Source organism: Desulfuromonadales bacterium, from assembly GCA_035620395.1.
GTDB lineage: Bacteria > Desulfobacterota > Desulfuromonadia > Desulfuromonadales > DASPGW01 > DASPGW01.
This window is the reverse complement of record DASPGW010000114.1, coordinates 1-7,266: the sequence shown is the minus strand read 5'-3', so window position 1 is coordinate 7,266 and position 7,266 is coordinate 1. Positions and strand designations below refer to the sequence as shown.

The 7,266-nt window shown below is 61.3% G+C and carries 4 protein-coding genes, 1 tRNA gene and 1 other RNA gene; all 6 read left to right on the top strand.

All coding sequences use genetic code 11. The annotated features are described in order from the left end of the window. The first annotated feature begins 154 nt into the window (after window positions 1-154). The 6 genes from VD811_06440 to nifJ all read left to right on the top strand — a co-directional run bounded on the left by VD811_06440 (window position 155) and on the right by nifJ (window position 7,049). Window positions 155-242: transfer RNA gene (locus tag VD811_06440), tRNA-Ser, on the top strand. 51 nt (window positions 243-293) lie between these two features. After that, window positions 294-392, top strand: an RNA gene (gene ffs, locus VD811_06435) — signal recognition particle sRNA small type. Between the two features lie 75 nt (window positions 393-467). After that, window positions 468-2,132: a DNA polymerase III subunit gamma/tau gene (gene dnaX / locus VD811_06430; GenBank protein ID HXV20608.1), complete on the top strand. Its 1,665-nt coding sequence runs from the start codon at window positions 468-470 to the stop codon at window positions 2,130-2,132. Window positions 2,133-2,200: 68 nt separating this feature from the next. Further along, complete coding sequence (locus VD811_06425; GenBank protein ID HXV20607.1) at window positions 2,201-2,515, top strand: YbaB/EbfC family nucleoid-associated protein; 315 nt, start codon at window positions 2,201-2,203, stop codon at window positions 2,513-2,515. A gap of 208 nt (window positions 2,516-2,723) precedes the next feature. Beyond that, the gene (recR, locus tag VD811_06420) at window positions 2,724-3,326 is read left to right on the top strand and encodes a recombination mediator RecR (GenBank protein ID HXV20606.1); all 603 of its coding nucleotides are present in this window, start codon (window positions 2,724-2,726) and stop codon (window positions 3,324-3,326) included. A 141-nt stretch (window positions 3,327-3,467) separates the two neighbouring features. Continuing rightward, window positions 3,468-7,049 (top strand): pyruvate:ferredoxin (flavodoxin) oxidoreductase, encoded by a 3,582-nt coding sequence (nifJ, locus tag VD811_06415; GenBank protein HXV20605.1) that lies wholly within the window; start codon window positions 3,468-3,470, stop codon window positions 7,047-7,049. The last annotated feature ends 217 nt before the right edge of the window (window positions 7,050-7,266 follow it).

Here is a 7,266-nt window from a genome sequence, read left to right as displayed (position 1 = left end):
CCAAACGCCGGTGCTATGCCCATAGTGCAAACTGTTTGCCCATGCCCTGTTGACAAGCTTCGACAAATCCGGCAAAAAGCGTCTCCTTGACGGCCGTTGCCGGCCAGAAAATCCTTTACAGCTCTACCCCCTTGTTGTATTCTGCACAACCTGCGGAGAGGTGACCGAGAGGCCGAAGGTGCACGATTGGAAATCGTGTGTACCGCAAGGTACCGAGGGTTCGAATCCCTCCCTCTCCGCCAGCTTCATTTTTCCCCTCGACAAGACCGGCGCCTATTGCCGACAGAAGTGACAGCCGGGTCCCGCGCAACGGACGGCCGCGAACCCCGTCAGGCCCGGAAGGGAGCAGCGGCAGTGGCCCCAGCCGTGTGCCGCGGGGGTGCCTGGCTGTCACTTGTGCCGGCAATCTTTTCCGGTTTTCCCTGACGCACCATACCTTTTTAACTCTACGGAGACCCTTGCGCCCCATGTCTTATATGGTCTTGGCCCGCAAATGGCGCCCCCAGAGCTTCGAGGACCTGGTTGGCCAGGAACACGTCAGCCAGACCCTCGGGAATGCCATCCGGACGGGGCGGGTCCATCACGCCTTTCTCTTTACCGGTGCCCGGGGGGTGGGCAAGACTTCAGCCGCCCGGATCCTGGCCAAGGCCCTCAACTGCGAACTCGGTCCTACCCCGACCCCCTGCAACCAATGCCCCTCCTGTCTGGAAATCACCGCCGGCCAGGGAGGAGATGTTTTTGAAATCGACGGTGCCTCCAATACCGGCGTCGATGACGTGCGCGAACTGCGCGAAAATATCCGTTATCTTCCTTCCCGCTGCCGCTACAAGATATTCATCATCGACGAAGTCCACATGCTCTCCATCAACGCCTTCAATGCCCTCCTGAAGACGCTGGAAGAGCCGCCCGAGCATGCCAAGTTCATCTTCGCCACCACCGAACCGCACAAGATTCCGATCACCATCCTGTCGCGTTGCCAGCGCTTCGATTTTCGCAAGATCTCCCTGCCGCGGGTGCTTGCCCGACTGCGGCAGATCGTCGACGTCGAAGGAATCAGCATCTCCGACCGTTCTCTCGGCCTGGTGGCGCGGCGCGGCGAGGGGAGCATGCGCGACGCCCTCTCCACCCTGGACCAGGTCATTGCCTTCTGCGGCGAACGTGTCAGCGACGAGGATGTTCAGGGGCTGCTCGGCATGGTCGATCGCCGGCTTCTGCTTGACACTGCCGAGGGGTGGCTGCAGCATGACAGTCGCCGGGTCCTCGAAGCGGTGCGCCGGGTGGACAACCTCGGGCACTCCTTCCGCCAGTTCTGTCAGGAGCTGGTGGAGGTCTGCCGCTCACTGATTCTTTGCAAGGTGCTTGCGGAGCCAGGCGAGCTTCTGGAGGCGACCGTCGATGAGCTGCGGGAGTTGCAGGCCCTTGCCGCGGCAACGGCCCTGGAGGACCTGCAGCGGGCCCTTTCGCTGCTGCTCAGGGCTGAAGCCGAGTTGGTTGGTTCGCCCTACCCCCGGTTGACGCTGGAAATGGCCCTGATCCGCCTGGCGCAGCTGCCGCCGGCGCGGGACGTGGCCACCCTGGTGCGCAAGCTCGAAGAGCTCGAATGGCGTCTGGCCGGCAGCGGCGCCGAACTGCCGACACCAACTGCCGCTTCCCGGCCTCAATCGCCCGTGGCGAGAGAGGGGACGCCGCCAAAAAAGGCTGAAGCCCCGGCGTCCCCAGCCTCTGGCGGCACGGGGTGGCAGGGGCTGGTCGACCACGTCAAGGGCCGTCGCCCCCTGCTCGCTTCTCTGCTGGAGCACGGCAGTCTCATCGCTCTGCAGTTGCCCCTGCTGGATATCGGATTCCCGGCCCACTCGTTTCTGCTCGAGCAGGTCCGCGACCCGGAAGCCCTGGCGGCGCTGCAGGAGTTGGCGGCTGGCTTCTTCGGCGAGCCGGTGACCATCCGCATCTCCCCTCTGGACGGTCCGCAGAAGGTGACTCCGTCACTGCTCGAGGAACGTCAGGCGCAGGAGTCGGACCGCAAGAAACGCCTGCGGGAGGACGCACTGGCTCATCCCATGGTGAAGGCGACTCTGGCCGTGTTCACTGGCGAGGTGAAAGAAGTCAAACCAATCGACAAGGGATTCGTCTGAAAGGCAGTGACTCGAGGCCGGTAATTAGGTAAAAGCAGTTCAGTTCAACGACAACGGAGGTAAGGCAGATGTCCAAAGGTTTGGGAAACATCATGAAGCAGGCGCAGCTCATGCAGCAGAAAATGGCGCGTATGCAGGAGGAACTGGAAGGCCGCCAGGTCGAGGCCTCGGCGGGCGGCGGAATGGTGACGGCAGTGGTCAACGGCAAGCAGCAACTGCTGTCGCTGAAGATCGAGAAGAGCGTGGTCGATCCGGAAGATGTGGAGATGCTTCAGGACCTGGTCATCGCCGCGGTCAACGAGGCGGTCAAGAAGAGCCAGGAGATGATGCAGGCCGAAATGGGCAAAATCACCGGCGGCTTCAACCTCCCCGGCCTCATGTAGAGGGGTCGTGCTGGAATCTGGCGTTGGTCGGGTTTGGGGCCGCAGGAATGTGTATACACTAAAACCTTGCTTCATATGGTGAAATCATGGTATAGCATTTTGGTGGTCAGACCAATGTGAAGGATTTTTTAAGGTCAGTGTATAAAAACTTGAGCCACGGTAAAAAAATAAAACGCCATTTTAAAGAATTGGATTTTTATCCCAGCTCATGCTAGATTCCATCCCATCTTTCGCCCGGCTGGTCGCCGAGTTGGCCAAATTCCCGGGGATCGGACAGAAAACGGCGACCCGGCTGGCTTTTTTTATTCTGCGCCAGCCGCCCGTCGAGGCCGAAGCCTTGGCAGCAGCCATCCGGGAGCTGAAGGCAAAGGTTCGTTTCTGCTCGAATTGCTTCCATATTACGGAAAGCGATCCCTGCTCCCTCTGTGTCGACCCGGGTCGCGATGACCGGTTGCTTTGCATCGTCGAAGAGCCACAGGATTTAATCGCCATCGAGCGCAGCCGCTCCTTTCGCGGCCGCTACCATGTGCTGCACGGGGCGCTTTCTCCTCTCGACGGCATCGGCCCCGATGAACTGCGGATTCGCGAACTGGTCTCCCGCCTTGAATCAGGGCAGGTGCAGGAAGCGGTGGTCGCCACCAATTTCACCGTCGAAGGGGAAGCCACGGCCCTCTACCTGGCCAGGCTGATCCGGCCCCTCGGCATCCGCGTTACGCGTCTGGCGCATGGCATCCCCATGGGAAGCGACCTGGAGTATGTCGACGAGGCGACCGTCAACCGAGCCGTGGAAGGCCGCCGGGAAATCCAGTGAGAGGGGCCAGTGAGCAGATTGTTTTTCCGCCGCCCTTGCGTATACTGCATACTCTGTGCAGCACTAACATAGGCAGCCTTTGCCGCACCGCAGGCAGTCGATAAGGCATCCGCAGCGAATACCAAGCAAAAGGAGGAGTTCATGGCAAGAAAGATGGTCAACATTGACGGCAATACCGCGGCAGCGCATGTGGCGCATGCGACCAACGAGGTGATCGCCATCTATCCCATCACCCCCTCGTCGGTCATGGGGGAGATTTCCGACGCCAAGAGTGCCGTCGGTGAGAAAAACATCTGGGGGACGATTCCCAAGGTCGTTGAGATGCAGTCCGAAGGCGGCGCTGCCGGCGCCGTGCACGGGGCGCTGCAGGCCGGTGCCCTGACCACCACCTTCACGGCCTCCCAAGGCCTGCTGCTGATGATCCCCAACATGTTCAAGATCGCCGGCGAGCTGACTTCGACGGTCTTCCACGTCAGTGCCCGGGCCATCTCGGCCGCTGCCCTGAACATCTTCGGCGACCACTCCGATGTCATGGCCTGCCGCCAGACCGGCTGGGCCATGCTCTGCTCCAACAACGTCCAGGAGGTCATGGACTTTGCCCTGATCGCCCAGGCCGCCACCCTCGAAGGGCGGGTCCCCTTCCTGCACTACTTCGACGGTTTCCGCACCTCCCATGAAGTGCAGAAGGTCGAGGAGCTTTCCAAAGATGACATGCGCTATATGATCGACGACGAGTTGGTGCGCGCCCACCGGGACCGTGCGCTTTCTCCCGACCATCCGGTGTTGCGCGGCACTGCCCAGAACCCCGACGTCTATTTCCAGGGGCGCGAGACGGTAAACCCCTACTACACCAAAATTCCCGGCATCGTCCAGGCGGCGATGGACAAGTTGGCGGCCCGCGTCGGTCGCCAGTACAAACTGGTCGACTACGTCGGCGCCCCCGATGCCGAGCGCGTCGTCGTCATCATGGGCTCCGGCGCCGACTGCGTCGAAGAGACGGTCAACTATCTGGCCGCCAAGGGGGAGAAAGTCGGCCTGCTCAAGGTGCGCCTTTTCCTTCCCTTCCCCATCGAGCAGTTCGCCAAGGCCCTGCCCAAGACCGTCAGGAAGATTGCCGTCCTCGATCGTACCAAGGAGCCCGGTTCCATCGGTGAGCCCCTCTATCACGACGTGCGTACCGCCATTGGCGAGGCGATGGAGCAGCAGCTTCTCGACCTGCCGCGTTACCCGGTTATCGTCGGCGGCCGCTTCGGCCTGGGATCCAAGGAGTTTACCCCGGCCATGGCCAAGGCGGTGCTGGACAATCTCTCCCTCGACAAGCCGAAAAACCATTTCGTTGTCGGCATCAAGGAAGACGTCACCGGCTGCAGCCTCAATTACGACGAGAGCTTCAAGATCCCGAGCAACGTCTATGCCGCCATGTTCTACGGCCTCGGCTCCGACGGCACCGTCGGCGCCAACAAGAACTCGATCAAAATCATCGGCGAGACGACCGACAACAATGTCCAGGCCTACTTCGTCTACGACTCCAAGAAGGCCGGCAGCATGACCACCAGTCACCTGCGCTTCGGCAAGGAGGATATACGCTCTCCTTACCTGATCGACAGTGCCGACTTCGTTGCCTGCCATAACTTCTCCTTCCTCGAGAAGTACGACATGCTCAAGAGTGCCAAGCAGGGGGCCACTTTCCTGCTCAACAGTCCCTTCGGCAAGGACGAAATCTGGGGGAATCTGCCCAAAGAAGTACAGCAGAACATCATCGACAAGAACCTCAAGTTCTACGTCATCGACGGCGTGCGCCTGGGCAACGAAATCGGCCTCGGTCCCCGCATCAACGTCATCATGCAGACCGCCTTCTTCAAGATCTCGAACATCATTCCTCTCGACCTGGCCATTCGCGAGATCAAGGACGCCATCGTCAAGAGCTACGGCAAGGCCGGCGAGAAGGTGCTGGCCATGAACAGCAAAGCCGTCGACGTTGCCCTGGAGAACATCCAGGAGGTTGCCGTTCCTGCGGTCGCCGACAGCCCGCTGCGGATGAAGCTCGGCCTGGGCAGCGAGGCTCCGGAGTTTGTGCGCAATACGCTCGGCCCCCTGATCGACGGCGTAGGCGACAGCGTTCCCGTCTCGGCCATGCCGGCCGACGGCACCTTCCCGACCGGCACTGCCATGTACGAGAAGCGCAACATCGCCGTCAATATCCCGGTCTGGGACGAAGAAATCTGCATCCAGTGCGGCATCTGCTCCTTTGTCTGCCCCCATTCCACCATCCGCATGAAGATCTACGAGGCGAACAAGCTGGCCGGCGCCCCCGCCGCCTTCAAGTCCTGCGAGGCAAAGGGCAAGGAGATGGCCGGCAAGAAGTTCACCCTGCAGGTGGCGCCGGAGGACTGCACAGGCTGCGGCGCCTGCGTCTTCAACTGCCCGGCCAAGAGCAAGGAAGATCCCAATCACAAGGCGATCAACATGCAGTTCCAGCCCCCCCTGCGTGAGCAGGAAGCCAAGAACTGGGACTTCTTCCTGGCACTGCCCGACACCGATCCGGCCCTGATCAACCGTGCCAGCCTCAAGGGGAGCCAGCTGCTGCCACCGATGTTCGAGTTCTCCGGCGCCTGCGCCGGGTGCGGCGAAACCCCTTTCATCAAGCTCTGCTCCCAGCTCTTCGGCGACCGCATGCTGGTGGCCAATGCCACCGGCTGTTCCTCGATCTACGGCGGCAATCTCCCCACCACCCCCTGGACCACCCGCAAGGACGGCCTGGGTCCCGCCTGGTGCAACTCGCTGTTCGAGGACAACGCCGAGTTCGGCTTCGGCTTCCGCCTGGCAGTCGACAAAAGCGCCGAGTACGCCCGCGAGATGCTTGCGCGGATCAGTGACTGCGGCTGCAAGGTCTGTGAGGCCGACAAAGCCCTGATGCAGGAAATCCTGGCTGCCGACCAGAGCACCCAGGAAGGGATCGAAGCCCAGCGTGCGCGGGTCGCCAAGTTGAAGATGGCTCTGGTGAGCTGCACCGATCCCGAGGCCAAGCAGCTGATCAATGTTGCCGATTACCTGGTCAAGAAATCGGTCTGGATCCACGGCGGCGACGGCTGGGCCTACGACATCGGCTACGGCGGTCTCGACCACGTACTCGCTTCCGGCGAAAACGTCAACGTGCTGGTGCTCGATACCGAAGTCTACTCCAACACCGGTGGCCAGGCCTCCAAGGCGACCCCGCTCGGCGCCGTGGCGCAGTTCGCCGCCGGCGGCAAACGCATGCCGAAGAAGGACCTCGGCATGATCGCCATGACCTACGGCAACATCTACGTCGCCAAGGTGTCGATGGCCAACCCCGCCCAGGCAGTCAAGGCGATGCTCGAGGCGGATGCCTATGACGGCCCCTCGCTGATCATCGCCTACACCCACTGCATCGCCCACGGCATCGACATGGCCTCGGCGGTGGATGGTTGCAAGCAGGCAGTTGCCGCCGGTCACTGGCCACTGTTCCGCTACGATCCTCGGCTGGCCGAGCAGGGGCAGAACCCGCTGCAGCTCGATTCCAAGGAGCCGACCATCACCTTCGAGGAGTACGCCCAGAAGCAGAACCGCTACCGGGTCCTGCAAAAGGCCAATCCCGAGGTGGCGGCCAAGCTGATGGAGGAGGCCAACAAGGTTACCGCCACGCGTTACGACCTCTATAAAAAGCTCGCCGAGATGCAGGCCGACTGCGGCAGCAAGAAGTAACCAGAGAGGTTTCCGTAAGAAAAAAGAACTCCCGGCAGGCGCCCTGCCGGGAGTTCTTTTTGGCCCTGTTCGCTGTCCTGCGTCAGCCGGAAAACCCCTTGATAGTTCAGGGCATCGATGTTATAAAAACCTCTGGCGCGGGAAACCCTTCAAGGAGCGAGCACATGTTTGGCCCTCAGTCTACCTTCGTCATGTATGACGAGGAGCTCAAGAGAAT

What these genes read in the sequence shown, in the direction of transcription:
- dnaX (HXV20608.1), top strand. Translation starts at nt 468, where the DNA reads ATGTCTTATATGGTCTTGGCCCGCAAATGGCGCCCCCAGAGCTTCGAG.
- VD811_06425 (HXV20607.1), top strand. Translation starts at nt 2,201, where the DNA reads ATGTCCAAAGGTTTGGGAAACATCATGAAGCAGGCGCAGCTCATGCAG.
- recR (HXV20606.1), top strand. Translation starts at nt 2,724, where the DNA reads ATGCTAGATTCCATCCCATCTTTCGCCCGGCTGGTCGCCGAGTTGGCC.
- nifJ (HXV20605.1), top strand. Translation starts at nt 3,468, where the DNA reads ATGGCAAGAAAGATGGTCAACATTGACGGCAATACCGCGGCAGCGCAT.